We start from the raw sequence: 25,170 nt of genomic DNA, 5'->3' as shown, positions 1-25,170 counted from the left end.
ATTTAAAAAAGATGACTCCTGTTGGATACAGAAATCATCTTCTTGATGTTGCCTAACTTTTTTCAAAATGTCCTTTACAAAGGGTACAGATTACTTTTAGGTGCATCTTTTTTACTTATATTTGTTCAAGTAAATTTAATTCTTCTTCTACAAATGCCATTAAATCTTTAATTGTTTTTCCAGAAAAATCAAAGTGAATGCCGGCTGCCTCATACACTTCTTTAATAGTCTTTGTACTACCTAAAGACAATGCTTTTTTATAATTTTGTAGTGCTTGTTTAGGATTCTCTTTATATTGTTTATACATTTGCAGTGCACCGAGCTGTGCAATCGCATATTCGATATAATAGAATGGTACTTCATAAATATGTAGTACAGGTAACCAGCCATTTGCAAACCAGTTTTCATAACCATCAATATTTACTACACTAGATTGATAAGTTTTCTGAAGCTCTAAGTACTTTTCATTTCTTTCCTCAAAAGTATGATTTGGGTTTTCGTAAAGCCAGTGTTGGAATTGATCAACTATTAGCATACCTGGAAGATAAGTAATAATATCTTTAAAGAAGTTAACTTTTGCTTGTTTCAAATCTTTTTTATCTTTATAGAATGCATCCCAATATTTTATCGAGAATAATTCCATTGTCATACTAGCTAATTCAGCTGTCTCAGCGGGGATTTCTATATATTGTCGTATCTTTAGTTGCTTTATGCATTCATTATGAATGCTATGGCCCATTTCATGAATGAAAGTAAGGATGTCATCTTGTGTATAGTTAAGGTTCATAAAAATAAAAGATAATTGAGAAGCCGGTAAGTACTCACAAAAACCACCAGCTGCTTTTCCTTTACGACTTCTTAAATCTAAGCAATTATGTTTATGCATTCGGTTTAGTAGTGCTGAAAATTCAATATCTAGCTTATTGAAGATGTGAGTGCTTTTTTCAATTAACTCTTTTTCATTTTGAATAGGTTTTAACACTTTTTGATTGGGAGCTACAGCTGCTACATCCCATGGACGAAGGATATCCACTTGAAGTTCAGCTTTTTTCTCATTTAATATTTTATCTGTAAGTGGCACAACATATTGTCGTATTGATTCAGCCAGTTCATAGCAATCATCAGCCGTATAATCAAAACGTTCATATTTTTTAAACATATAATCACGATAATTATCTAATTGAATGTTTTTTGCCTTTTGGTGACGGATTGCAATTAATTCATTTAAAATATGTTGTAAATTATTTTCAACAGATAAGAATTTTTCAGAAATGAGCGTTTTTGCTTTTTTTCGTATATCACGATTCGGATTTTGTAAGTAAGACTGTAGTTCAGTAATTGTTTTTTCTTCGCCATCCCATAGTGCAGTCAAACTGCCTGTAATTTCGAAGTACTCGGTTACTAATTTGTCTTCTTTTACTTCTAAATCAATGTTTTTTTCACAAAATAATGTTTGCGCATTTTTTATTTTTTTATCTAGTAATCTATAAGTTTTTGGATCAAGTTGCATTCGAAATGGTGACTCTAAATATTTATTATCAAATGAATTTTGATAACGTTTCAAAAGAGGCCTTACATATTGTTGATCATATTCAAACGTATCTTTTATTTCTTTGTTATCTGTATTACATTGAAAGTCAATATAGTGTGATCTTAATTGTTCTTCGATTTCCCATATTAATTTCGACTGTATTTTCAGCCGATTTTCTAAATCTTCTCCTGAAGAAATGGGTTTACTTAATAAAGTAGACAATTCGTTTTCTAGCTCATGTATATTACGGATATCGATCGTATTAGAGTTCTGCATTATTTACCCCTCACTTTTTATTTACTCAAGGAGGTATTCTTCTTTTTCGCTATGATTCCTTTTTTGCCTAGAAAATTTGTGCCTATTACTCCAAGAACAATCATAAGTGTACCGACAATATGATAGTAGGAAATTTGCTCCTGTAAGAATACAACGCCTGCGATAATGGTAATAAGTGTAGATAAGTTGCTAAAAACACTTATTTTCGCTGCTTCAATATAAGATAATGAATAGTTTAATAACAATGCTGTTAGTAAGGAAGATAATAATCCTAAATATAAAATGGAGATAAGGAATGTTCCATTCGTAAATGGCTTAAAGTATACAGTTATTGTACCTTTGTTCATATGGTCAATGATTGCGATGAAATTAAAACTAATAAAACCGATTGCTGTCATTGTGTATGTTAAATCCATTAGCTTGAATTTCTTTGTCATTTTTCGAGCTAATACATTATAGCAAGCAGATGATAATGCCGATAATAAAATGAGGATAACACCGATGAAGCTCGTTTCATGAGCCCCTATACCATTCATAACAAATATATAAATGACACCTATGACAGAAATACATACTGATGTTTTTTGCCATGTATTCGTATATTCTTTTAAAAAATAGGAAGCTAGTATCATCGTAAATATAGGGATCGCTGCTTGTATAATTCCAGCTTCAGATGAACTTGTATATACTAAGCCAAATGCTTGGAAAGCAAAGAACAATGCTGGATAAAATATTGCGAGTGGTAAAAGTGCAAGTATGTTTTTGAGTGAAATATTTAACTTTACAAAACCGAAAATAACCGGAATGGTTGCTGCTATGAAGGCAACTGTAAAACGGTGAGCCAGAGTATCAAGAGGACTCGTAATGGTTAGTGCTAGTTTCACAAACATAAATGAAAATCCAATAATAAATGAATAGAGTAATGCTGATATATATGCTTTTGTTGTATTTTTCATAATTTCACCTCATAGTAGTTGATTTCTTACTGGCCAGTATACGTACATAGTAATCCTTCTGATCTAGTGCTACAATGTGAACAAATACAAACTGTACCGGTACAAAAAAATAGGAGGTGTAAGGATGTATAAGTATTTACATGTTTTGAACGACTTAGAAAGTATGATTCAAAATGGTGAGATAAAAGAAGGAAAGAAATTACCGTCTATACGGTCGCTTGTTACACAATATGAATGTAATAAGGCGACTGTAATACGAGCGCTGCATGAATTGGAAAAGCGTCATATTATTTATTCTGTACCTCAAAGTGGATACTACGTTGTTAAGAAATCTGGAAGTTACGTAGAAAGTATCGAGATTATTGATTTCGCTTCTTCGGCCCCAGATCCAGATGTTTTTCCATACTTAGATTTTCAGCATTGCATTAATAAAGCGATTGATACCTATAAGAATGATTTGTTTATATACGGAACACCGAAAGGGTTACCATCTTTAATATCGGTTGTGCAAAAACAGTTAGCAAACTATCAAGTTTTCACAAAGGAAGATAATATATTTATAACGTCAGGTGTGCAGCAGGCGCTTGCTATATTAACTTCAATACCATTTCCGAATGAAAACGAAACGATACTAATTGAGCAGCCAAGTTATCATTTATATATTGAATATGTAGAAATAAATAAGATCCCTGTGATCGGAATAAAGCGTACGCATGAAGGGATAGATTTAAATGAACTAGAGCGGATATTTAGCACAGAAAAAATTAAATTCTTTTATACAACTCCAAGATTTCATCATCCACTTGGAACTTCGTATTCTAAAAAAGAGAGAGAAAAGATTATTAAACTTGCGAAGAAATATAATGTATTTATAGTGGAAGACGACTATTTAGCAGATTTAGAAACTGATTCAAAAGTAGATACGTTTTACAGCCAAGATAATTGTAATCATGTTATATATTTAAAAAGTTATTCGAAGATCATCTTTCCTGGTTTGCGAGTCGGTGTTGCAGTCATCCCGCAATCCATTACAGATGCCTTTTATAAGTATAAAAAGATTTTAGATATCGATAGTCCTATGATTTCGCAAGCTGCTTTAGAAATTTACATAAAGAGCGGAATGTTTGATCGGCATAAACATAAAATAAAAGCATCTTACTACAATAGGTCAAAAAAACTAGCGGCAGTAGTAGAAGGTGTTCAAAATGAAAATCCACATTTGTTTACTTATAGAACAGTTGATCCAATCGGGATACATACTTGTTTACAGTTGAACAGAAATATAGTCACGGACACATTTATTAAAAATTTAAGCAAGAGTCAAATAAGCATAGATTCTATTGATAAAAATTATTTAAGTAACTTTCATAAAGAGAGATTGTTAAAGTTAAACGTATCAAATGTAAAAGAAGACAAGATTGAAGAAGGGATTCGCAAAGTAAGTGAGGAAATAAAGCGAATGAACCGTGTAGATTTTCAGTTCAAAAAAGAATAGTGCTTATGAAGGGTCTTGTTGTGTACAGAAAAATAATGGCTTTATGTATGTGTTGCTGTAGTCATTGGAGTGATTACAATTACTATATATAATAAGAAAAGTAAAGAATGTATAACAGTTGCAATTCATACGAAGGCTGTTATTGTCGATCATAACAACATTCCTATATCAAATGTGAAGCTCATTTAAAGATAAGGAAGTCTCTATATCAAATATGCAAGGTGAGTTTCAGTTTTATAATGGTGTTTGTGGTGTAATTACGTTAAAATTTATTACTCCACATGGAGAAATCTATATAAAAAATATGATAATAAGAGTGTACCAAAAATAATTAAGGAGAATGATATGAAACCATTACAAGGTAAAGTAGCAGTTGTGGCCGGAGCAACACGAGGCGCCGGAAGAGGTATTGCGATGATGCTTGGTGAAGCCGGTGCAACTGTATATGTAACAGGAAGAAGTACAAAAGGGAATTTATCCTGTATGGGAAGAACTGAAACGATTGAAGAAACGGCAGAGCTTGTTACAAAGCAAGGCGGAAAAGGAATCGCAGTTCGTGTTGATCATACGGTAGAAGAAGATATTAAAGTATTATTTACAAAGATTCAAGACGAACAAAATGGACAGCTTGATATTTTAGTAAACGATGTTTGGGGCGGCGATCCTTTAACGGAATGGGAGAAACCTTTCTGGGAACACAACCTACATAACGGACTACTTATGCAACAAAGAGCTGTTCATTCTCATATAATGACAAGCCATTACGGTGTACCATTAATGGTGAAAAATAAAATGGGACTTGTTATTGAAATTACAGATGGAGTCGATTATCAATATCGAGGTAATTTGTACTATAGTTTAGCAAAAGTCTCAACAATTCATTTAGCAGAAGCTATGGCGAAAGATTTAGAACAACACAATATTACAGCTGTCGCAGTTAGTCCAGGATTCCTTCGTTCAGAAGCGATGTTAGATATATTTGGTGTAACAGAGGAGAATTGGCGAGAAGGAGCTAAACAAGACCCTCATTTTATCGCATCAGAAACTCCTTTCTTTGTTGGAAGAGCAGTAGCAGCTTTAGCAAGTGATCCAAATGTTCATGAAAAAACGGGACGAGCGTTAAGTTCATGGGAATTAGGAAGAGAGTATGGATTTACAGATATGGATGGAAGACGCCCAGATTGGGGGAAATATTTTGAGGAGAATGTTTTGAATCAAAATTAATGTTTTTAGAGCACTCAATAGCTGAGTGCTCTTGTTCTTTATACAATACGCAAATAATAAAGTCCTTTTAAAAATAAAATGGTTATTTAAAAAGCATTGGTACAAATGAAATACAGTCAAAAATAAAGTGACAAATCCAACTTACCCAAATACTTTTTGAATTTTTCCATATATAATTTAGTGCTAATCTAATTGGGATTATAGTTATTAATAACTGCAGTGGCACAAAACCATAAGCTGGAATATGCCACAAAGCGAACAACAAACTACATATTAATGATGCCGTGCCAAATTTTAATCCTAATTTTTGTAATGCGATAATTATATTAGTGCAAATCAACTCTTCACCCATTAACATAAAGGGTACACGGAATAAAATCATAGAAATACTTATTACTTCAGCAACGGAATTTTTAGTTGCAGGTTCAAAAATGTAACTGAATATTAAGTTGGAAGCCATACCTACGATAATTGTTAAAGGCAAACCCCAAAGTAATGTCTTGAAATTAAAATGTTTAAATTGCTCTAATGATATTTTTCCTAAAAAATAGTATCCTATAATTCCACATAATACAAGATTCCATAAAGCTTCAAAAATCATCCTCAATACTTCAGGTATATTATCTCCTAACACTGCGAAAAGTTGATATACAATCCCGGAAATAATTAATAATCCCAAAGCCAAAAGGGATTTCGAATCAATTTTCTTCTCTGTTTCTATAATCTTTGTTTCCACAACTACCCCTTCTTTCTTATTATTTCATTGATTACGAATATATAATAGCACATTGTTCTCCAAAATAATGGTAATTGAGACGATCATAATAATTTTATTTTTCCAAATCAGTAAGTCCAAGATTAGGAGATTCCTTGCAAGAATCATTTAGACCAAAACCTATTATTAATGTCGTGATTGAAATAAAGCAATTATTAAACAAAAATAATAATCGCCCATCAAATTTATGAGTAGGCGATTAATGTATTTCTAAGAACAAAATTAAACAACTTTATTATCTGTACACATATATCGCATAAAACATTTTTTAACTTCATTAAATATATAGGGAATCATTACCAAAAAAATGATATCTTTAAAGTATAGTCTATATTTTGTATAGGAGGGTGATGGAGTCTATGGCGGTACGTATAGTCGATGATTTACAACAATTCTCTTTATTACTTATGTTTTTGAGTACATTAATATTTTACAGATACTTAAAGAAGATTAAACGAGAGAGAAAACTGACTTCTTTCGAATGGACAATGTATTTTGTCACTCAATTCGCGACTTCTATTTGGGCAATTACTTATTTTATTAAATTCTTGTCTGAATCGTAAGTTACATTAAACCATTTTAGTTTACTGGGTTATTGTTATCTATTAGGGATATAAATATAGTCCGTATCTAAGTCAATGACGACATCGGTCTTAATGTCTTCTTGTAATGACTTTGGAATGTTTTCAAAATGATAACGTACACAAAATAAATTTATAAGCTCCTCATTAGATAACTCTTCATTTTTTACGTTAAAATACATTTTTTTAACTTACTGATAGAACAGTTATGACCAATAACATACTCATTAATTCCATATCCATCAAATTCAATTATCATGTTATCACTATTGGTTGCTAGCCAACATTATAGCTTTAATTTTGGATGAATCTTTCATATTGATTATTATACATAGCTTATATATGTCTCGTCTCAATTATGATATTCAAAATAAGAAGAAACACATATGGAAATTTTTGTGGCAGGTGCAACAGCACGTTCTTTAATACCAATGCTAATAAAAGAAGGTCATACTGTGTATGCAATGATTCGTAACGAATCACAAGTAGAAGCAATGAAGGAAGTTGATGCTTTACCATTACTAGCTGGAAGAGAGGTGCTTCAAAGAATAAGGCACGTAAAGTGAATGGATACTTTAAAATATCATAAAAATCCTTTAATGGGAATACTAGTAACATTCACTATTAAAGGATTGGGCTGTAATGAATATACTTTTTGAAAGCATTATTTTAATCCTCACTGGAATCATTGTTTTAAAATTGACAGGTAGTAAATCTGTTAGCCAAATGACGAGAGCTGAAATTATTATTGTGGTTTCTATAGGACGTATTATTGTAGAACCTATATTAAGTAGGAAAGTAGGCCCATCTATTTTTGCTGCGTTTATTTTTGCGGGTGTTTTACTTATTATTCATTTTTTTGAATTGAAATCACGAAAAGTAGAAAAGTTTCTAAATGGAACTAGCATTATTGTTATAGAAAACGGAGAAATCTTAAAAAAGAATTTATTACGCGCGAAAATGTCAGAACAACAATTATTTATGCATCTGAGAGAAAAAGGCATACATGAAATCAAGAATTTACAACAAGCAACTGTAGAAACGAATGGACGGATTGGGTATCAACTAACTACCAAGGCACAACCAGTTACTTTGGAAATGCTAGAAAAGCTTCTAGAGCAATGTAATCTGAAAAAATAGTTTTAGACTAAAAAGCGCTTCTTGTACATAAAGGCACTTTTCGCAAACGTGTAAAAGTCCCTTCAGTAATCCTGAAGGGACTTTCGTGTTATCTAATTTATCGAGGGTGATGACGATCAATATTACGATTAACAACAACGTTAAAGTTCATAAAAATAAACAGAATGAATAATTGACAAAAAATGAGAATAGTAGTAATCTAACGTAAAACATACGCTAGCGTATTTTATTGGAGAGATAATATGCAATTAACGAGAGAAGACTGGATAAAAGTAGGATTACAACAATTAGCTAATGAAGGTATACATAAAGTTCGCATTGAAGCACTTGCTCGATTGCTAAAAATAAGCAAAGGAAGCTTCTATCACTATTTTCGTGACCATCAAGAGCTTTTAGATTCTATGCTCGACTTTTGGGAAGTACATGCAACAAAGCTGATTGTTCAAAGTATGGAGCAACAGGATGCCTCTTTAGAACAGCTATTACAGATTAGTTTTAATCGAGATAAAAAAATTGAGAATGGTATTTATGCTTGGGCTAAATATGATCCTGTTGTGGCAGCACGTTTAGTAGATATAGAAGAACAAAGAATTTCTTGTGTTGCAAAATTGTATCAAAAAATGGGCGTAGACGAAACTGAATCAATTGATCGAGCGAGACTTGCCTATTTAACGTATGTAGGATGGATGACAAGGTTTGAAGCAAATCCTAATTTTGATATTGATAAAATGGTTGAGCTTTTAACTTCTTTCAGCGGGTGTCCAAACATCCATTGAAAAAAGTAAAGCCTTCGGACGCAATTATGCTGAGGCATAATTGATTATTCGATAATAAATGTCCCTAGTATGGTTATAAAACCTGAAGGGACAAAATTTCCACTATAACATACGGTAGTGTATGTTATCTTTGAAGTTACGAAATTGGGGGCGAATAAATGAAATTACTATTAATAGTAGTGGCTGTGGGGCTTCTGTGGTTTATCAGTTTTTTGCATATTTATTGGGCTTTTGGAGGTCGATGGGGGTCTGCTGCTGTTATCCCAGTAAAAGAGGGAGAACATAAGCCTGCTTTTACTCCGAGAATATGGGGAACATTATTCGTAGCCATTCTTATTCTATTAGCTAGTGTCATTATTGTTGTTCAAGTAGGTTATTTGCAGGGGTTCGAAGCAAATAGTTTATCTAAAATCGGAAGTATTGTCTGTGCTTTAGTTTTCATTATTAGGGCAATTGGTGATTTTAAGTTTGTTGGATTTTTTAAAAAAATTAAACATTCTCAGTTTGCTAGATATGACACTTGGTTCTATAGTCCATTATGTTTATTCTTTGGTTTTGTCTATATCATGTTGTTGTTTTAATAAGTATAATGAATTCCCTATAAAATAAATTTTATGCAGGAAGAAAACACCTCTTATTGAACAAGTAGTAATAAAAAGAAGTTTGAGCATAGCAATAGAGCAATACGGGTTCTGGTGACAGCGAAGTCCGCTATGATTAGTCATTTGTGTTTAAAAAGAGGATAGATAGGGCGAATTTATTCAAGCTCTTCTATCCTTTTAATTTTTATAAATATAATGTATGACATTAGATAAGAATTCACTATTAATAATAGGTTCAGCTTATATCTTGACTTTTAATAAAATTTTAAAGTGTTGGTTTTTTATTGTGTGAATAAGAGGTTATTTGTTGTTTTGGAGTTTAAATGAATGATTTAAACTTAGCAATTGTATCATGTAATCTTTCTAATCCAATCAACATATCTTTATCATTTAACATTGAATAACTAATTCTCAAATGATTATATTGAGTTTCATGGCTTAACAAACAAGCTGTTCCAGGTAAAAAAGAAACATCAACTTCATTCGCTTTTTGTAATAATGTAAAAGGATCGACTGACTGAGGGAGTGTAACCCATAAGTTAAATCCTCCATTAGGTATTTCAAATTCTAATTCTTTTAATGGAGATAATATATCAATTGTTAAATCGCGTCTAATTTGTAAAGCAGTCCGTAATTTTTCTAAATGATTTTTCATTCGTTCCGCTCGTAAAAAAGGAAGTAGTGCTTTCTGCGTTAATAAAGGGCTACCAATATCCATCGAAGCCTTCACAGCGTATAACCATTCAAAGATATGTCCTTCAGCTGCAAGTGCCGCGATGCGAAGACCTGGTGCTAACGTTTTACTAAATCCTTTTAAATATATAACATGACCATTTGTATCAAAGCTTTTTATTGGAGGGGGAATTTTAAAATCCTCAAAATAAATTTCTCCGAAAGAATCATCCTCAATAATGAAGAAGTTATATAGCTCTGCTAGTTCTACAAGTTCCATTCTTCTTTTTTTACTCATTACTGTGCCCGTTGGATTCTGAAAAGTAGGATTCACATATAACAAAACAGGATTCTTTCTTTGACAAATATCATCGATTAAATCTGAGCGAATGCCGTTGTTATCAAGACTAACAGGGATAATTTGAACTCCTTTATTAACAAATACATCAAGCGCCGCCCCATAACACGGACTTTCTACTAACACTATGTCTCCAGGCTTTAATAATGTTTGGGCGATTAAATCGATTCCTTGCTGGGCACCACTTGTAATTAATAATTGAGATGGATCTGTAACTAATTGTTGGTGTTCTTTTAAGTAGTTTGTTATTTCCACTCTAAGTTCTTTATCGCCTTGAACAGGTCCGTAAGTTGCTAGTATCATTTGATCTTTATTAAGTAATTTATGCATTTCATCTGAAAGAAACGGATTTGGTAATAAACGCGGATAAAGGACCGCCTGTGAAAAATCGAAATATTTACGGTGTTGGTTCATCACATATTGAGAACGCATAACATTAATGGATTTCGTTTGTTGCCATTGATATGGAATTGGTTTGAACTCTTTGTTCACACGTTTATGTATATAGGCACCTTTTCCTTGTTCAATTTGTATATAACCTTTCGTTTCTAACTGTTTATAAGCTTTACGAACAGTTAATAAACTAATTTGCAAATCATCGGCCATAGAACGTAAAGAAGGGAGGTAATCGCCATGTGAAAGCATCCCGCTTTGAATTCTCTCAACAATTTGCATATATATTTGTTGGTAATATGGTATGTTGGATTCTTTACGTAGTACTATCTTCATAGAATCACCTGTTTTTCTTTTTAATTTAATTAAAGCGAAAAACATCCTGACAATCAACTATATTTTTATTCAACTGTTATATGCGTGGATACACTGTTATACACCATATCCTCTATACTCATTTCAAGAGTAAAAAGGAGGAAGGAAAATGGTCATTTTAAATTATATTTTAGTATGTATTATTTTTGGAACGACATTTTTAACGATAAAAATTGGAATAGAAGCGGGGGCACCACCATTATTTTCAGCTGGAATTCGTTTCTTTTTGGCGGGCCTTATTCTCATTATTATTTTTAAATTAAAGCGAAAGGATATTATGCCTTACTTATTATCGAAACGTATTATATATGCTGGTTTTTGTTTAACATTTATGACATTCGCGACCCTTTACTGGGCTGAACAATATATTTCTTCTGGATTAGCTGCAGTTCTATCTGCAACAGCCCCAATGATGATTTTGCTATTACAATCAAAGAGAAATAAAACAAAATTGCAAAAAGAACAACTTGTTGCTTTAGTTATAGCACTTACAGGAGTTTTGTTTATATCTTTACCTGGCATGCATCAAGAACTTACTTTCATATGGAGTATTGCATGCCTTGTTATATTAGTAGGAGAGTTGTTTTATGGAATAGGTTCTATTCGTTCTAAAGAGATACTTTCAGATTTACCTAACGTATCACCATTTCTTATTAACGGCATTCAAATGTTTTATGGAGGAGTTTTGCTATTAATTGTATCTGTTGTAATGGAACAGCCGAATTTAGCTGTATTAACATCTTGGAATGTACAATGGCCAATTTTATATCTTATATTTGTAGGATCTATCGGTGGACACGGTTTATATTACTGGCTTTTATCAAAAACAAATCCAGTATTTCCATCGACTTGGTTGTATGTATCTCCGTTAATTGCTGTTATTGTAGGTTATTTTGTATTAGGAGAACCATTAAATCCTGCAATGGGAATTGGTGCTTGTTTAATCTTGATTGGTGTATTTTTAGCAAATCGTTCTACGCTGGGCGTTTATTTTAAGCAAGGGAAGTTATTGAAGAAAGAAATGTAAATAATACAAATGGAATCATTGGACTATTAAGTTAATAAAAGTTTATTACTTTATCAACTTAAAAAGCATGTTACTACTGACTTGTAACATGCTTTTTATTTTTACACATTAAGTTTAACATAATTTGCTTAGTAATTAACGAACGTTGTACTTTACGAACGGTGTACGTTGTGTTATAAATAAAACAAGTAATTCAATAAAATATAAGGTGTGATAAATGATGGAAAGAAAAAATAAAGGAGAAAAACGTATTGCAATTATAGGTGCTGGACCAGGAGGTTTAACATTAGCTCGTATATTACAGAAACATGGTTTAAAATGTGTCGTATATGAAAGAGAAACATCACCATGGATTCGGCAACAAGGAGGTTCATTAGATATTCATCATGATTCCGGACAAGAGGCGCTTAAAGAAGCAGGATTGTTAGAACAATTTAATGAACTTGCTAGATGTGAGGGAGAAGATTTTCGTTTATGTGATAAGAACGGGAAAATATATTTAGATGAAGTAGCGGATCCTAATTGCGGAGATCGTCCAGAAATTGATCGAGGCACTTTACGTGAGTTACTTTTAAATTCTGTTGATCCGCAATGTATACATTGGGGCTATAACTTAACAAAAGCCATTCCTGTAGAAAATGGTATACATGAACTTCATTTTGAAAATGGACATGTAGACACTGTTGATTTAGTGGTAGCAGCAGATGGTGCCTTCTCTCGAATTCGTCCACTTGTCACAAATTCTATACCGCAATATACTGGTATTAGCATGGTAGAATTGAATTTGAAAAATGTAACGAAAAATCATCCTCAGATGGCGAAATTTAATCGACGTGGCAAAGTATTTGCACTTGCGGAGCATAAAGGAATTCTTGCGCAATTAAATGGAGATGACAGTATTCGCGTGTATTTAAGTTTTAGAACAGATAAAAAATGGCTTGATAATTGTGGAATTCCATTTAAAAATTTAGAAGAAGCAAAACATCAACTTCTACAATATTTCGAAGACTGGGATGAAACACTTAAAAATTATATTAGATGTGCAGATGGTGCGATTTTTCCTAGACGAATTTATATGTTACCTGTTGGACTAACTTGGAAAAGTAAGCCTGGTGTTACTTTAATTGGTGATGCTGCACATTTAATGTCTCCATTTGCTGGAGAAGGTGTGAATCTAGCGATGCGTGATGCGGCAGAACTTGCATTATCTATTGTAAAACATGATAATTTGAACGAGGCAATTGAAAATTACGAAGAAAAAATGTACGATTATTCTTCTCAATCCGCTGAAGTGTCAAATGATAATCTTGAGATTTGTTTCTCGGAGGATGCTACTATGAAAATGTATAATCTTATGAATCAACTTCATGAGCAACAATAAAAATATATTTACTAAAGGAGAACTATGGAAGAGCAAACGAATACAATTACTAGTCGTCGTTCACGACCAGCAAAAGAACCGTTAAGTAAGGAAATCATTGTTAAGACTGCTTATGACCTATTAGAGTCTGAAGGTATTTCTGGCCTTAGTATGCGTAAAATTGCAAAAGTATTAGATACAGGTCCGTCTTCTTTATATGTATACGTAAAAAATGCTGATGAATTAAGAGCGTATGTATTAGATTATGGTCTAGGGAAAATTGAAATAACAGATGAGAAAAATGAACCATGGAAAAAAGAACTATTTACACTTGTACATTCATATTTTCGAATTTTATTCGACTCTTCTGGAATGGCAGAATTAGCTTTAATGACAATTCCAATTGGGCCAAATTCTTTAGCCCTTACTGAACAGATTTTGCGTCAATTACATGAAGGTGGAGTTAATGCAAGAGCATCAGCATGGGGAGTAGATATTTTACTGTTATATGCTGCTTCGGTCGCATATGAACAAACAGCTCGCAAAGAAAAAGGTACCACTCTTGACCCAATTCGTGCTTCGTATGAGGCTTTAGATACAGCAAGGTATCCAATGATTGTAAGTCTAAAAGAAGATATGTTATCTGGTGGAGAAGAACGATTTCGCTGGGGATTAGAAGTTGTTTTGCAAGGTATTTTACATACGCAATAATATAATTAGTTTAAAACAGAGAGCTAGTTGAGCGGCACTCTGTTTTTTTTGAAAGAAAAATATGATACCTGTGTCTACAAACTACATTGTTAATGAATTTCAATATCTCTTTTTATACGATAGTAATAGACAACTTACACAATATAACCAGAAGTTAAAGAATTGGTTGGAATCCCTATATATCAAAGGATAGATTTATTTTTAGGTGAAATTGATTATTTAGAAGCTAAAGTTTTTGGAATAAAAGGTGACAAAAGAATTGTTAGAAAGCAAGTAATAACATTAAAAGATTTTGTACCAGACTATTTAATTATAGATAAATTCATGCTGAGACTTTTTATAACCACCGAGGGATATATTGAAGGTGAGAGAAAGGAGCTACTTTTATGGTAATAAAGTAAAGATAAAAATATGAAGCGAGAAAATGAGGGTTTTATTTTTATAGAATAAAAAACACACTAGGTCTTTATATCCTAGTGTGTTTTTGTAATTAATTCACTTTTTTTATAAAACCTTTATAATGACGCTTCACAAGTTGACTTTCTAACGTCTTCATCGTTTCTAATGCAACACCTACGATGATTAGTAAACTTGTACCACCGATTTGAGCAGATGGTGGTAATGTAGCGATTTTTGTAAATACAAGTGGTAATATTGAAATTGCTCCTAAGAAAATCGCACCGATAAATGTTAAACGGTATAAAATTTTTGTTACATACTGTTCTGTAGATTTACCTGGGCGAATACCCGGGACATATCCGTTTTGCTTTTTCAAATTCTCAGCCATTTGTTCAGGATTTACTTGAATAAACGCGTAGAAATATGTGAAGGCAACGATAAGACCCACATATAGTGTCATTCCAAATGGATGTGCAAAATCAAGATTCGCAATTATCCATTTAGATACGCTTGAATCAGGGAAGAGCTGCGCAATTGTACGCGGCGTCATTAAAAAGGCTGAAGCAAAGATAACAGGAATTACACCTGCACTATTTACTTTAAGAGGTAAATGAGTATTTTTTGCTCCTTGATATTGATTGTTTCCTGAAACAGCTTTTGCATATTGAATCGGTATTTTTCGAACAGCTTGTTGAATGTAAATAACACCAACAACTATCGCTAAAATTACGAGTCCAATTAAAACCATTTTTATTATGTGCATAAATAACTGATCGCCTGCGTTTTGGAATTGTTGCAAATAAATTTGATTAGCGACATTTGGAATCGCCGCAACAAGTCCTGCGAAGATAATCATTGAGATTCCATTACCAACGCCATTAGCGGTAATTTGTTCACCTAACCAAAGTAAAAATGCAGTACCAGCAGTTAAAACTGTCGCAATAAATAAGTATGTAGTCCAGCTTTGATCTGTAATTAATTGTCCACCTGCTATATTATTAAAACCATAAGACATCCCAATGGATTGTATAAATGCGAGAATGATTGTAAAGTATCGAGTAAATTGAGCTGATTTCTTACGGCCCATTTCTCCTTGCTTTGCCCATTCTGTAAATTTAGGTACAACGTCCATTTGTAGTAATTGTACAATGATAGAAGCTGTAATATATGGTGTGATACCTACAGCAAAGATTGAGAAGTGTTGCAGTGCTCCTCCGCCAAATACGTTTAGCATACCTAAAACGTTGGCTTGATCTTGTACTTTTAATACCTCTGCGTTAGTATGAGGAACTGGAATAAACGTGCCAATTCGAAAAACAATTAGCATCGCTAGTGTAAAAAGAATTTTGTTTCTTATCTCAGCTACTCTCATGAAATTTGAAATCGTACGAAACATTATGTCGCCTCCTATATTTTTATCAGTTCAAAACTGATTATTATATCCCGATGAAGTAACCACAAACCTCCTTCCGCATTAAATTCATTTGACAAATGGAATTTTATACATTTTGTAGTTTTCACGGATATAAAAATATAAGGTGTTATACAAGCGATTTATTGACTTTTCGTAATCATTCAATACCCATAATATAACTAATAAATTAACAAATGTACATACATAAGCATTAAAAATGAATGAATAGGATGATTTTTTACATATATTTAATGCTAGATTGATAATTAGGAACGTTTTATGTGGTTATATTGAAGGGATTCCGTGGAAAGTATTATGATGTAGCTGTAGCGCATAATAACCCCAAGGAAATCTTCAAGGATGTTGAGAGAACTCATACGTTTCAGCATGAATTAGAGAACCTACTAAAGAAAGAAAAGATTGGATTGGAATAATAGTGAAGGAAAATCTTTTTTCCATAGAGAATATTTCTAGCGTAGGAATTTAAGTACGTAGGTTCTAGCGAAAGGAGAATTCACATGAATACATTTGTAAATGACACGTTTTATGAAACTAGAAATCAATTATTTGAGGAAATTACTTTGTTAAGTGATGCTCAATTTAATAGGAAACCAGATAAGGATAAATGGAGTATAGCACAAGTTTGTCATCACTTAGTTTTATTAGATGAGAGAGTTATAACAGTTATTTCATCGGGATTAAAAAAGATGGATAGTATCTTAAATGAGCGTAAAGAAATTCACACTATTTTATTAGATAGATCGATAAAATTTATAGCCCCAGAAATGATTGAACCAAGTATAGAACCATTTGAAGTGCAGCAAATGGTTGATTTGTTAAACGACTCTAGAAAAGAATTGATGCGTTTCCTGAGTACAATAGAAGATGAATCTATATTAGCGAAAAAATCAGTGACGCATCCAGCTCTTGGAGAATTACTTCTTGATCAGTGGATAGAACTGATCTATTTGCATGAACAGCGTCATATAGAACAAATTAAAGAGATAAAATTGCTTTGTGGAGTTGAAAAGTAAAAATTATTATCTATTTATTGAGCGATTTGGGATAGCATCAAGGGTTCGAGTGATAAAATACAAGTCCTGATTAATATTATGATGAATTTAGTTGAAAGCAACCAATAAGCAGAAAAAAATACGAAAATAGCAGATTTTACTCCTGAAGAGGAAACGAACATTTGAAAAAAATCTGAATCCGATTTGCTGTATAAGTGTAACCCCGTCTTAAATGAAGAGCGGGGTTATTATTTTTGGAAGTGATCTCAGTATTTTCATATAGAAGGAAAAAATTAGAAATAAAATCCGAAAATGAGTTGCATGTCCAAAATTTTGAAAGTACATATACATCTACCGTTGGTTTAGCGCCCTTCACACGTTGGAGGAAGAAGTATTTTATTAGAAAATGATAAAATACTATTCTGTTAGGGGATATATGCATTTTATTCTCTATATTTTCACAGCAAAACCACTTCCAAAATTATCTTTTGTAGTTGAATTTCTCTGAATAATAAGTTACATTTTTAAAGTTCAAGCAACTTTATGACAGTACAAAAAGGGGAGAAATATTGTTATTATGCAAAAAATGAAATGGAAGAACTATGTGTGCAATTTTATTATTCTTATGCTTCTTGTAACAGCAGTAACAGTCAAACCAGCTATTTCTAAGGCTGAGGAATCTAATGTTAATATTACATTGTTAGGTACTGCAGATATTCATGGTAGATTTATGCCTTGGGATTATGCGCTTGATGGAGCAAATATGAGTGGAAGTTTGACGCAGCTTTATACGGTTATAAAGAAGGTACGTCAAGAAAATCCAAATACCATATTAGTAGATGCCGGGGATACAATTCAAGGAAACTCAGTAGAATTATTCAACGATAAGCCACAATCGCCAATGATGGTAGCAATGAATACAATGGGATATGACGCCTGGGCATTTGGAAATCATGAATTCAACTTTGGATTAGATACATTGAAAAAAGTTAGTGAGCAATACAAGGGAAAGACGTTAGCAGGAAATATTTATAAAGAAAATGGAGAGCGTTTTCTTCCTGCATATACGATTGTTGAAAAAGGTGGAATTAAAGTCGGGATTATTGGTATGAATACACCAATGATTAGTGATTTTGAAAAAGGGACAGATCATTTGGATGGTTTAGTAGTGAAAAATCCAGTAGAAGAGACAAAAAAGGCTATTAAAGAATTAGAAGATAAAGTAGATGTAATGGTAGGGGTTATGCATATGGGACTAGAAAATGAGAATGGAATCCCAGGTACTGGTGTTCAAGATATTGCGAATGCTTGTCCGGAACTAAGCGCTATTTTTGCGGCTCATATGCATAAACTTGTAAAAAAAGAAGTTGTAAATGGCGTAATTATTACAGAACCAGATAAATACGGAACGCATATTTCACGTATTGACCTTACTTTTACAAAGCAAGATGGGAAGCTTGTTTTAAAAGATAAAACAGCTACCGCTATACCTGTAAAAAATGCTGATGGAACTACAGTATTATCTGATTCTACACTTGAAGAAACACTAACACCTTTTCATGAGTATGCGAGAGGAGATGCAAATGTTGTAGTCGCCCAATTAAAGGGTAGAAACCTTGTTCCTGAAAATGAAATAAAGGGTATTCCAAGTGTGCAGATTCAAGAGACACCTTTATCAGATTTCTTTCATGAAGTCATGCTCCATTACAGTAAGGCGGATGTAGTAGCCCATCAAATTGATAATGATTATGCCCGTTTGGATATAGGTCCTATAAAGAAGAAAGATATTGCTTATAATTATCAATATGCTTTGGGAGAAATTACAGTATATAAGATAACTGGAAAAGATTTAAAAGACTATATGGAATGGGCAGCAGGATATTTTAACTCATCTCGTGCCGGAGATGTAACAGTTAGCTTTGATAAAAATCGTCGTGCGTCTAAATACAGTACGAACGATTTCTTTGGAGGCGTAAAATACGAAATTGACTTAACAAAACCATATGGTAGTAGAATTACAAATTTACGCTCTATTCGTACAAATAAACCAATCAAAATGAGCGATGTTATGACGCTAGGAATGAATGCGTATAGAATGGAGGCTCTTCAGGCAAAAGGGGGAGCTTTAGAGGGACGTAAATTTGAACAAACTTGGTCATCTAAACAAGAGAATGCATTCGGAGAAACAGGTGGAACCATTCGTAACCTTGCTATTACATATTTAAAAGAGGTAAAGAACGGCGTATACACGCCAAAAGTTATGCATAATTGGAAAATTACTGGTGTAGATACACATTCTTCAGAGCATAAGGCTGTAGTTGATCTTGTAAATAAAGGGATTTTAGAAATCCCAAAAACAGAAGATGGAAAATATACAAATATAGCATCTATAAATACTAAAGATTCAATTACAAAAGAAGAGATTGTAGCACTCTCACAAAAAGCTAATATTAATCCAAATCAGTTTAATCATGTAAAAAGAAAAGGTGAATTTTACAAAAAACTTAGTAAGATAATTAAATAAATATAAAAAAGATGGCTCTCGTGCAAAAAACTATTAAACTTAGACATACCATTATCCTAAAAAAGTTTGTGATCGGTATGGAAATATAGAGAATCATCGGTAAAAAATCCCCTGAATCGCTTTAAAAATTTAGGGGATTTTTCATTTGAATAATTATTGTTTCATTTCTCACTATGTATATTTATAATATGCTTTAAAAGAACATACCTTAAGTTAATAACATGCAATAGATATGTCCTTTTCTATATTTAAATGGGGAGACAAAAATATCTTTGAAAGATATTTTTGACAAGATAAAAAAGCCTGAAACTCATATAAGACTTCAGCAGTCTCAAAACGTTACAATCCATGCAGCTATAGACATAAATGACAAAATTATATTGAAAAATCTAACTTGTATATGCGTTGCCTCACTAAAGTATTTATCTACTATTCTTAAAATAGTAAAGAGTGGTTTTTTATGTTGTTAATAAGATATAAGTGTACTTTGATTAGAATGAATATAGATAATTAACGACTAACCAATTGGATGAGCACCTAAAAGGGCTCATTTTTTATTTTATCGACCACATATATGTAATTTTGCATAATATTACATAAATTTTGTATTTTCTCTTTTTTTCGACATAAATAGACAGTATACTTTGTACAAGCTTTCTATTTCAAAAATTATACGAGGTGAAAAAATGAAAAACACAAAGACATTAACTAAAGTAGCATTAACAACAGGATTAGCTTTAACAGCTGTGGCACCATACGGAATAGGCCATGCAGAGGAAACAGATCAACTACAAGTTCAAATTCAAGAGGACTCATTCCGTTCAGGTGAACTTACACAACCGTCACAAAAAACACCAGAGAATGTAGTAAAAGATGCTCTTAAGGAGAAAGCTGAACAAGCTCTTTCTCCAAATCAAGTCAATGGAGAAACAGGAGTAGATTATAAAGTTCTTCAAAAACGTGGTTCGTATGATGGAACAACACTTGTGCGTATGCAGCAAACATACGAAGGAAAAGAAGTATATGGCCATCAATTAACTGCACACGTAGATAATAAGGGTGTTATTAAAAGTGTTTCAGGCGATAGCGCGCAAAATTTAAAACAAGAAGAATTGAAAAAGCCTATTAATCTATCAAAAGATGGAGCGAAACAATATATTTATACGAAGTACGGGAACGATATCAAGTTTATTTCTGAGCCAGAAGTTAAGGAAGTTATTTTTGTTGATGAAAATAATGGACAAGCTAGCAATGCATACCAAGTTACCTTTGAAGCGGCAACACCAAACTATGTTTCCGGAACTTATTTAGTAAATGCACAAAATGGTGATATGTTAAAAAATATGGTACAAGAATCTAACTTAAAAGCAAGTGAAAAACTAGTTGGAGCTTTAAAGGAAAGTAAAAAAAGTAGTCTTACATCATTAACTGGAACAGGAAAAGATGATTTAGGTATATCTCGTTCATTTGGTATTTCTAAACAAAGTAATGGCAAATATGCACTTGCTGATTATACAAGAGGGCAAGGAATTGAAACATATGATGTGAATTACAGAGATATTACTAAAGAAGAAAGCTATTATCCTGGTACACTAGCAACCAGCACTTCAACAACATTTAACGATTCAAAAGCAGTAAGTGCTCATTACTTAGCAACAAAGGTATTTGATTTTTATAAAGATAAATATAAGCGTAATAGTTTTGATAATAAGGGACAAAAGGTAGTTTCAGTTGTACATGCTTGGGATTCTGAAGATACGAACGATCCGAAAAATTGGCAAAATGCATTAAGTGCTAATAATGGAAGTATGCTTGTATATGGCGATCCTATTGTCAAGGCATATGACGTAGCTGGACATGAATTTACACATGCTGTTACTTCTAGCGAATCTAATCTTGAATATTACGGTGAATCTGGTGCGATTAATGAGGCGCTATCTGATATTATGGGAACATCTATTGAGAAATACGTAAATAATGGAAGCTTTAACTGGACAATGGGCGAACAAACTGGATCTGTTTTCCGTGATATGGAAAACCCAGCTTCTGTTCCATCTTCACTTGGAGTACCGTATCCAGATGATTACAGTGAATTTAACGATTTTAATGGATGGGATCAAGGTGGCGTTCATTTTAATTCAAGTATTATTAATAAAGTTGCGTATCTCATTGCAAAAGGCGGAACTCATAACGGAGTAACTGTTAAAGGAATTGGTGAAGATAAAATGTTTGATATTTTCTATTATGCAAATACAGATGAGTTAAACATGACATCTAATTTCAAAGAATTGAAATCAGCATGTATTCGAGTGGCAACTAATAAATATGGGGCGAATACAGCTGAAGTTCAAGCAGTGCAAAAAGCATTTGATGCAGCAAAAATTAAGTAAGTTAGAAATATAGTTTCCATTCATATATTAATACATTATGAAAATCAGCTAATTTCATTTTAAGGATATTAGCTGATTTTTTACGTAGCAATGTATTAGTGAAAATAAAATTACTAAGCAATAATCAGGCATCTATCTTCAATAAGTTACGACAAATATATAAGATTTCAAGGGTATAAAAACAGAAAATTAATAATATATTGACCTCTTAATAGTAAGTGCTATAAAATGAAAGCGATAACAAACGATTGCTTTAAAATGATTTCCCTGATCTTTTAGTATTTACAACTATATGAAGGCAAAAAAAATCTATTTTTTTAAGCATTAATGCAAACGTTTTCGTATTAAAAGATCATTGAAATACATACGTGAAAATAGTCAATATGGGGGTGAAGTAAAAGGGATTTCTACATTAATTTAAGCAGTGTAATTTAGTATGAGCATAATAAATAGCTCGTACTATATAAAGAAAGGGTGTATGTGGTGCAAATGACAAAAAGATTAATTAACAAATCATTTTTATTACTTGCCATAATCGTTATGTTATCATCTGTTTTCTCTTTTCAGAGTGTGAAGGCAGTTTCAAATTCGAAAACAACTGAAGTTATCATTCATTACAAAGAGAAATCTGGAAATACAAAAGACTGGAATCTTTGGGTATGGGGAGAAAATGCAAACGGTAAATCTTATGAATTTACTGGTGAAGATGAATTTGGAAAATACGCTAAGATAAAAATAGATGGTGACTATAATCGTGTAGGATTTATAGTTCGTACCAATGAATGGGAAAAAGATGGAGGTGATCACTGGGTTGAAAATATAAGGGATGGTCGTGCTGAAGTATGGATCCTTTCGGGTGATGAAAAAGTATATAACTCTAAGCCTTCTTCGGATCTCTCAATTCAAAAAGCTACTATTGATAGTTTTAATGAAATTACTGTAACGACTAATGTTCCGTTTAATAGTAAGGAACAGAAAATTGAAATTGAAGGCGTTAAAATTAAGGGAATTAGTCCTTATGATAAAAATAGTGGAGATATTACTAATAAGGTTAAAATAATTACGGAACAGAAAATTGATTTAGAACAAACATACAAAGTTAAAATAGCAAACTTAGCTGATGCGAATACTGAAATCGGTAAAGTCATTCGTAGCGAGGAATTTGATAATTTATTTTATTATGGTGGTAATGATTTAGGGAATATATATACTCCGCAACATACAAAGTTCCGTTTATGGGCTCCTACTGCGAGTGAAGCGAAGTTAGTTACATATAAAAAATGGAGCGATAAAATAGGTACTGAAATAAACATGAAACAAGGTGAAAAGGGAACTTGGAAAGCAGAACTTAAAGGGAACCAAAAAGGTCTTTTTTATACGTATAAGGTGAAAATTGGGGATAAGTGGACTGAAGCGGTTGATCCGTATGTGCGTGCTGCTTCTGTAAATGGAGATAAAGGTGCAGTTGTTGATTTAGAAGAAACAAATCCGAAAAAATGGAAAGCAAACAAAAAGCCAAAATTTAAAAATCCGGAAGATGCTATTATTTATGAATTGCATGTACGCGATCTTTCCATTCAACCTGAAAGTGGTATTAAGCAAAAAGGAAAATATTTAGGTGTAACAGAAAAAGGAACAAAAGGGCCTGAAGGTGTAAAAACAGGACTTGATCATATGAAAGATCTTGGTGTTACTCACGTTCAGTTTTTACCGATATTTGATTATGCTTCAGTAAATGAAGATAATTTAAATGAACCACAATATAACTGGGGATATGACCCGAAAAATTTCAACGTCCCAGAGGGCTCCTATTCTACAAATCCTTTTGAGCCAACTGTTCGAATAACTGAATTAAAGCAAATGATTCAAACATTGCATGATAATAATCTTCGTGTAGTGATGGACGTAGTATATAACCATATGTATAATGCCGCTGAATCTAATTTTCATAAGTTAGTTCCTGGTTATTATTATCGTTACAATGAAGATGGAACATTTGCAAATGGAACTGGAGTAGGGAATGATACCGCTTCAGAACGAAAGATGATGAGAAAATTTATGGTAGATTCCGTCACATACTGGGCAAAAGAATACAATTTAGATGGGTTCCGTTTTGATTTAATGGGTATTCATGATTATGAAACGATGAATGAGATACGTAAAGCTGTTAATCAAATTGATCCTTCTATTATTCTGCATGGAGAAGGCTGGGATTTAAATACACCTCTTGCAGCTGAATTGAAAGCAAATCAAAAAAATGCGGAGAAAATGAAAGGGATTGCTCATTTTAACGATAATATTCGTGATGGATTGAAAGGTAGTGTATTTGAGGAGAAAGAAAATGGTTTTGTAAATGGAAAGCAAAACATGGAAGACTGTATTAAAAAAGGCATTACAGCCGGTATTGACTATGATACAAATTCGTCTACTTATCAAGATCCGGAGCAGGTGCTAACTTATGTGGAAGCACATGACAATCATACTTTATGGGATAAACTTGAGTTGACTAATTCAGGTGACAGTGAAGAAATGCGAAAACAAATGCATAAATTATCTTCTTCTATTTTATTAACATCACAAGGTATTCCATTCTTACATGCAGGACAAGAGTTTATGCGCACAAAATATGGTGATCATAATAGTTACAAATCTCCTGATTCTATTAACCAGATGGATTGGTTACGCCGTGCAGCATTTAATAATGAAGTAGAGTATATGAAGGGCTTAATAGATTTACGAAAAAAATACCCAGCTTTTCGTATGACTTCTGCAGAGCAAATTAAAAAGTATGTAGCTTTTATCGATGTTCCCAAAAATGTTGTAGCTTATACAATAGATGGAAAGGGAAGTGGGAATAAAAGCGAATACTTTATGGTGGCTCACAATGCAAATAGGGAAGCCGTTGACATAACACTTCCATCGAAAGGTCCATGGAAAGTGCTAGTAAACGAGAATCAGGCGGGAAGTAAAACACTTTACGTTGCCCATGACAATAAAATTAAAGTTCCTGCATTAAGTTCACTAGTTTTAAAAACAGAGAAACCGATTAAATAAATGCAAAAAGCGGAGTGAAGGTTGCTTTCACTTCGCTTTTAAAGTTAAAGAAATATAATTTCACATACTGTAATTTTATTATAATTTAATAACAACAATAAACAAAAGGAGAAGAACTTATCAA

At 32.6% G+C, this 25,170-nt stretch carries 20 protein-coding genes and 2 pseudogenes; 16 read left to right on the top strand and 6 right to left on the bottom strand.

Going from position 1 to position 25,170, the window contains the following annotated elements; genetic code table 11:
* Positions 1-115: 115 nt before the first annotated feature.
* Positions 116-1,807, bottom strand: coding sequence for a M3 family oligoendopeptidase (locus tag ABH960_RS20165; RefSeq protein WP_404447858.1), 1,692 nt, complete (start codon positions 1,805-1,807; stop codon positions 116-118).
* Positions 1,808-1,824: 17 nt separating this feature from the next.
* Complete coding sequence (locus ABH960_RS20160) at positions 1,825-2,763, bottom strand: DMT family transporter (RefSeq protein ID WP_404447855.1); 939 nt, start codon at positions 2,761-2,763, stop codon at positions 1,825-1,827.
* A 124-nt stretch (positions 2,764-2,887) separates the two neighbouring features.
* Between ABH960_RS20160 and ABH960_RS20155 the strand changes: the two genes are divergently transcribed.
* Entirely contained in the window at positions 2,888-4,258 is a 1,371-nt protein-coding gene (locus ABH960_RS20155; protein ID WP_159146702.1) for an aminotransferase-like domain-containing protein, read from the top strand.
* Between the two features lie 345 nt (positions 4,259-4,603).
* On the top strand, positions 4,604-5,482 hold the full coding sequence (locus ABH960_RS20150) for an SDR family oxidoreductase (protein WP_404447851.1): 879 nt from the start codon (positions 4,604-4,606) through the stop codon (positions 5,480-5,482).
* An 82-nt stretch (positions 5,483-5,564) separates the two neighbouring features.
* On the opposite strand, the gene ABH960_RS20145 is transcribed toward ABH960_RS20150, so the two are convergent.
* Positions 5,565-6,218 carry a CPBP family intramembrane glutamic endopeptidase gene (locus tag ABH960_RS20145; RefSeq protein ID WP_404447848.1) on the bottom strand — a complete coding sequence of 218 codons (654 nt, stop codon included), beginning with the start codon at positions 6,216-6,218 and terminating at the stop codon, positions 5,565-5,567.
* Positions 6,219-6,616: 398 nt separating this feature from the next.
* Between ABH960_RS20145 and ABH960_RS20140 the strand changes: the two genes are divergently transcribed.
* Positions 6,617-6,820, top strand: a complete 204-nt coding sequence (locus ABH960_RS20140) for a hypothetical protein (RefSeq protein WP_000290880.1) — start codon at positions 6,617-6,619, stop codon at positions 6,818-6,820.
* Between the two features lie 35 nt (positions 6,821-6,855).
* On the opposite strand, the pseudogene ABH960_RS20135 reads toward ABH960_RS20140, so the two are convergent.
* A pseudogene (locus ABH960_RS20135) lies at positions 6,856-7,097 on the bottom strand (hypothetical protein).
* 127 nt (positions 7,098-7,224) lie between these two features.
* Between ABH960_RS20135 and ABH960_RS20130 the strand changes: the two are divergent.
* The 4 genes and pseudogenes from ABH960_RS20130 (at position 7,225) to ABH960_RS20115 (ending at position 9,335) form a co-directional block, all read left to right on the top strand.
* Positions 7,225-7,497: pseudogene (locus ABH960_RS20130) on the top strand (hypothetical protein).
* The gene (locus ABH960_RS20125; RefSeq protein ID WP_002189697.1) at positions 7,481-7,978 is read left to right on the top strand and encodes a DUF421 domain-containing protein; all 498 of its coding nucleotides are present in this window, start codon (positions 7,481-7,483) and stop codon (positions 7,976-7,978) included. Before ABH960_RS20130 ends, ABH960_RS20125 begins: the two are co-directional and overlap by 17 nt.
* 242 nt (positions 7,979-8,220) lie before the next feature.
* Positions 8,221-8,754 (top strand): TetR/AcrR family transcriptional regulator, encoded by a 534-nt coding sequence (locus ABH960_RS20120; RefSeq protein ID WP_404447844.1) that lies wholly within the window; start codon positions 8,221-8,223, stop codon positions 8,752-8,754.
* Between the two features lie 158 nt (positions 8,755-8,912).
* A complete protein-coding gene (locus ABH960_RS20115; RefSeq protein WP_002085376.1) occupies positions 8,913-9,335 on the top strand; it encodes a DUF3995 domain-containing protein in 423 nt (140 codons plus the stop codon).
* A gap of 340 nt (positions 9,336-9,675) precedes the next feature.
* On the opposite strand, the gene pdxR is transcribed toward ABH960_RS20115, so the two are convergent.
* Complete coding sequence (gene pdxR, locus ABH960_RS20110) at positions 9,676-11,115, bottom strand: MocR-like pyridoxine biosynthesis transcription factor PdxR (protein WP_404447841.1); 1,440 nt, start codon at positions 11,113-11,115, stop codon at positions 9,676-9,678.
* A 148-nt stretch (positions 11,116-11,263) separates the two neighbouring features.
* On the opposite strand from pdxR, the gene ABH960_RS20105 reads away from it, so the two are divergent.
* The 4 genes from ABH960_RS20105 to ABH960_RS20090 all read left to right on the top strand — a co-directional run bounded on the left by ABH960_RS20105 (position 11,264) and on the right by ABH960_RS20090 (position 14,645).
* Positions 11,264-12,181: a DMT family transporter gene (locus ABH960_RS20105; protein WP_404447838.1), complete on the top strand. Its 918-nt coding sequence runs from the start codon at positions 11,264-11,266 to the stop codon at positions 12,179-12,181.
* A 217-nt stretch (positions 12,182-12,398) separates the two neighbouring features.
* Positions 12,399-13,562 (top strand): FAD-dependent oxidoreductase, encoded by a 1,164-nt coding sequence (locus ABH960_RS20100; protein WP_404447835.1) that lies wholly within the window; start codon positions 12,399-12,401, stop codon positions 13,560-13,562.
* Positions 13,563-13,586: 24 nt separating this feature from the next.
* Complete coding sequence (locus ABH960_RS20095; protein WP_003189440.1) at positions 13,587-14,252, top strand: TetR/AcrR family transcriptional regulator; 666 nt, start codon at positions 13,587-13,589, stop codon at positions 14,250-14,252.
* Positions 14,253-14,414: 162 nt separating this feature from the next.
* Entirely contained in the window at positions 14,415-14,645 is a 231-nt protein-coding gene (locus ABH960_RS20090) for a hypothetical protein (protein WP_016101932.1), read from the top strand.
* Positions 14,646-14,742: 97 nt separating this feature from the next.
* Here ABH960_RS20090 and secY read toward each other — a convergent pair whose 3' ends face one another.
* A complete protein-coding gene (gene secY / locus ABH960_RS20085; protein ID WP_002069884.1) occupies positions 14,743-16,047 on the bottom strand; it encodes a preprotein translocase subunit SecY in 1,305 nt (434 codons plus the stop codon).
* A gap of 299 nt (positions 16,048-16,346) precedes the next feature.
* Between secY and ABH960_RS20080 the strand changes: the two genes are divergently transcribed.
* From ABH960_RS20080 to pulA, 5 genes are all read left to right on the top strand, one after another.
* Positions 16,347-16,499 carry a hypothetical protein gene (locus tag ABH960_RS20080; protein ID WP_181777901.1) on the top strand — a complete coding sequence of 51 codons (153 nt, stop codon included), beginning with the start codon at positions 16,347-16,349 and terminating at the stop codon, positions 16,497-16,499.
* An 84-nt stretch (positions 16,500-16,583) separates the two neighbouring features.
* Positions 16,584-17,099 carry a DinB family protein gene (locus ABH960_RS20075; RefSeq protein ID WP_003189443.1) on the top strand — a complete coding sequence of 172 codons (516 nt, stop codon included), beginning with the start codon at positions 16,584-16,586 and terminating at the stop codon, positions 17,097-17,099.
* 556 nt (positions 17,100-17,655) lie between these two features.
* A complete protein-coding gene (locus ABH960_RS20070; protein ID WP_016127038.1) occupies positions 17,656-19,602 on the top strand; it encodes a bifunctional metallophosphatase/5'-nucleotidase in 1,947 nt (648 codons plus the stop codon).
* A 686-nt stretch (positions 19,603-20,288) separates the two neighbouring features.
* Positions 20,289-21,992, top strand: a complete 1,704-nt coding sequence (locus tag ABH960_RS20065) for a M4 family metallopeptidase (protein WP_404447830.1) — start codon at positions 20,289-20,291, stop codon at positions 21,990-21,992.
* A 483-nt stretch (positions 21,993-22,475) separates the two neighbouring features.
* Positions 22,476-25,046: a type I pullulanase gene (gene pulA, locus ABH960_RS20060; RefSeq protein WP_404447827.1), complete on the top strand. Its 2,571-nt coding sequence runs from the start codon at positions 22,476-22,478 to the stop codon at positions 25,044-25,046.
* Positions 25,047-25,170 lie beyond the last annotated feature (124 nt).

The sequence above is a fragment of the Bacillus sp. RC252 genome (genome assembly GCF_044909215.1).
GTDB classification, from domain to species: domain Bacteria; phylum Bacillota; class Bacilli; order Bacillales; family Bacillaceae_G; genus Bacillus_A; species Bacillus_A mycoides.
This window is presented reverse-complemented; position numbering and strand designations above follow the sequence as displayed.

Coding starts and splice junctions, on each gene's coding strand:
- ABH960_RS20165 (WP_404447858.1), bottom strand. CDS start 1,807: ATGCAGAACTCTAATACGATCGATATCCGTAATATACATGAGCTAGAA.
- ABH960_RS20160 (WP_404447855.1), bottom strand. CDS start 2,763: ATGAAAAATACAACAAAAGCATATATATCAGCATTACTCTATTCATTT.
- ABH960_RS20155 (WP_159146702.1), top strand. CDS start 2,888: ATGTATAAGTATTTACATGTTTTGAACGACTTAGAAAGTATGATTCAA.
- ABH960_RS20150 (WP_404447851.1), top strand. CDS start 4,604: ATGAAACCATTACAAGGTAAAGTAGCAGTTGTGGCCGGAGCAACACGA.
- ABH960_RS20140 (WP_000290880.1), top strand. CDS start 6,617: ATGGCGGTACGTATAGTCGATGATTTACAACAATTCTCTTTATTACTT.
- ABH960_RS20125 (WP_002189697.1), top strand. CDS start 7,481: ATGAATATACTTTTTGAAAGCATTATTTTAATCCTCACTGGAATCATT.
- ABH960_RS20120 (WP_404447844.1), top strand. CDS start 8,221: ATGCAATTAACGAGAGAAGACTGGATAAAAGTAGGATTACAACAATTA.
- ABH960_RS20115 (WP_002085376.1), top strand. CDS start 8,913: ATGAAATTACTATTAATAGTAGTGGCTGTGGGGCTTCTGTGGTTTATC.
- pdxR (WP_404447841.1), bottom strand. CDS start 11,115: ATGAAGATAGTACTACGTAAAGAATCCAACATACCATATTACCAACAA.
- ABH960_RS20105 (WP_404447838.1), top strand. CDS start 11,264: ATGGTCATTTTAAATTATATTTTAGTATGTATTATTTTTGGAACGACA.
- ABH960_RS20100 (WP_404447835.1), top strand. CDS start 12,399: ATGATGGAAAGAAAAAATAAAGGAGAAAAACGTATTGCAATTATAGGT.
- ABH960_RS20095 (WP_003189440.1), top strand. CDS start 13,587: ATGGAAGAGCAAACGAATACAATTACTAGTCGTCGTTCACGACCAGCA.
- secY (WP_002069884.1), bottom strand. CDS start 16,047: ATGTTTCGTACGATTTCAAATTTCATGAGAGTAGCTGAGATAAGAAAC.
- ABH960_RS20075 (WP_003189443.1), top strand. CDS start 16,584: ATGAATACATTTGTAAATGACACGTTTTATGAAACTAGAAATCAATTA.
- ABH960_RS20070 (WP_016127038.1), top strand. CDS start 17,656: ATGCAAAAAATGAAATGGAAGAACTATGTGTGCAATTTTATTATTCTT.
- ABH960_RS20065 (WP_404447830.1), top strand. CDS start 20,289: ATGAAAAACACAAAGACATTAACTAAAGTAGCATTAACAACAGGATTA.